This window comes from Gordonibacter pamelaeae 7-10-1-b (assembly GCF_000210055.1).
Lineage (GTDB): Bacteria > Actinomycetota > Coriobacteriia > Coriobacteriales > Eggerthellaceae > Gordonibacter > Gordonibacter pamelaeae.
Window position 1 is genome coordinate 627,240 of sequence record NC_021021.1, and the last position, 1,995, is coordinate 629,234.

Here is a 1,995-nt window from a genome sequence, read left to right on the forward strand (position 1 = left end):
CCCGTCATCGTGCCCAGCCACCGCGTGGTCGGCGCGAACGGAAACCCCTCGGGACGCGGCGACGACGCGAAGGCCAAGGCGTACCTGCTGGACCTGGAGCGGCGCGCCCTGAAGGCCGAGGCGCAGGCGAAGGGGCCGACGGCCCGCACCTGAGAGGGGCGTTGTCGGACGTCCGAGAGCCGGGCGGGGAACTGGCCGGAACCGCATGGGCCGAACCGCAGCGCCTCGGAGTCTCAGAGCCGCCTCAACCGTAACGTTGAGGCAATGGCACGGGCAGCGGCCCGCGCGCCATCGCCTATAATCGTCACGTGCGCCGCGCAGGCACGCCCCGCACGGCCATTGCGTCCCCGACCCCGAGGAGAGCCCGTTCCATGAGCGTCTACACCGGCAACATCGTGTCCGGCCTTCTGACCTTCCCGCTGATCGCCTTCGCCATCACGCTGCCCTACATGGTCTACCAGTACCGCAAGTTCGGCTCCATCCCCTGGCTGCGCACGCTCATCGTGTACTCGTTCGTCTTCTATATGCTCGTGGCCTACTACATGGTCATCCTGCCGCTGCCCGAGAACCGCTCGGCCGTGGTGCCCTACGCGGCGCACCCGCAGCTCGTGCCGTTCCACTTCGTTCAGCTCATCGCGGACAGCTCTGCAGCCTCGCTCGCGGACCCCTCCACCTGGCCGGGCCTGCTGCGCAACCCCAACGTCTACGAAGCCTTCTTCAACGTGCTGCTGCTGGTGCCCCTGGGCATGTACTTGCGCTACTACTTCAGGCGCACGTGGTGGCAGACGCTGCTCATCGGGTTCGCCACCACGCTGTTCTACGAGACGTCGCAGATCACGGGATTGTGGGGCCTGTACGCGCATCCGTACCGCCTGTTCGACGTGGACGACCTCATGCTGAACACGCTCGGCGCCATGGTGGGCTTCTGGGCGGTGGGGCCCGCGATGCGCGTGCTGCCCGACATGCGGCTCGTGAACATGGAGGCACGCGAGGAGGGGCTGCGCGCCAGCGTCACCCGGCGCGCGTTGTCGTTTCTGATCGATATACTGGCGTCCCAGGCGGCGGCCGGCCTCCTCGCCGGGGTTTTCAGGATGCTGGGAGCGCAGGCTGCCATCGAGGCCGCAGGCGGTAGCTGGGACGCAGCGGTGCGGGGCATAGAGCTGGCCTCGCTTGCCGTGCTCTTCGCTCTCGTGCCGGCGCTCACCCGCGGGCAGACGCTCGGCCAAAAGCTGCTGAAGCTGCGCATCGTGCGCCCCGACGCCTCGCCGGCGCGTTGGTACCAGCCTGCGGCGCGCTACGGCCTGCTACTCCTGTTCGCCTGGGTGCCGTTCGCCCTGTTGTCGGGCATCGTGGGCCTGGACACGGGCCGAACAGGCGAGATGGGTGCGCTCGCGGCATTCGCAGCACGACACCAAGCGGGCATCATCTGGGCCTGGCTCGCGTTCATGGCCGCCTGGGCCGTGTCGCTCGGCGTGCGCGCCGTGCGCGCGGCGGTGCTGAAGCGGCCGTTCGTCATGCTCAACGGCGTGTTGTCGAACACGCGGGTCATGACCGTGGAGGGCGTCGAGCTCGAACGCGATCGCCGGACCGTGATGGACGTGGCCGAGGTGGCCGCGCTCGAACGCCGTATAGCCGAGGACGGCACGCCGCTCGCCACGCTCATGGAGCGCGCGGGGAACGCCGTGGCCGACGAGGTGCGCGCCTGGGTGCCCGACCCCTCCCCCGTCGTGGTGCTCGCCGGCTCCGGGAACAACGGCGGCGACGGCTGGGTATGCGCCCGCGCGCTGGCCGAGGCGGGCTACCCCGTGACGCTCGTCGCGCCCGACCTTGCCGAGCGCCTGCATGCCGAGCCGGCGCGCACGACGGCGCTCGCGGCGTTCTCCGACGCGGCAGCACGCGACCTGCCGCTCTCGGTGCTCATCGCGCCCGATGCCGACGTGCTGTCCGACGCCTTCGAGAAGGCAGGGGCCGTGGTGGACGCGCTCCTGGGCACCG

1 protein-coding gene is annotated in these 1,995 nt (G+C 70.1%); it reads left to right on the plus strand.

Annotation, left to right across the window (positions count from 1 at the left end; all coding sequences use genetic code 11):
• Nucleotides 1-371: 371 nt before the first annotated feature.
• The coding region (locus tag GPA_RS02985; protein WP_041238894.1) for a VanZ family protein at nucleotides 372-1,995 on the plus strand (1,624 nt) is incomplete at its 3' end.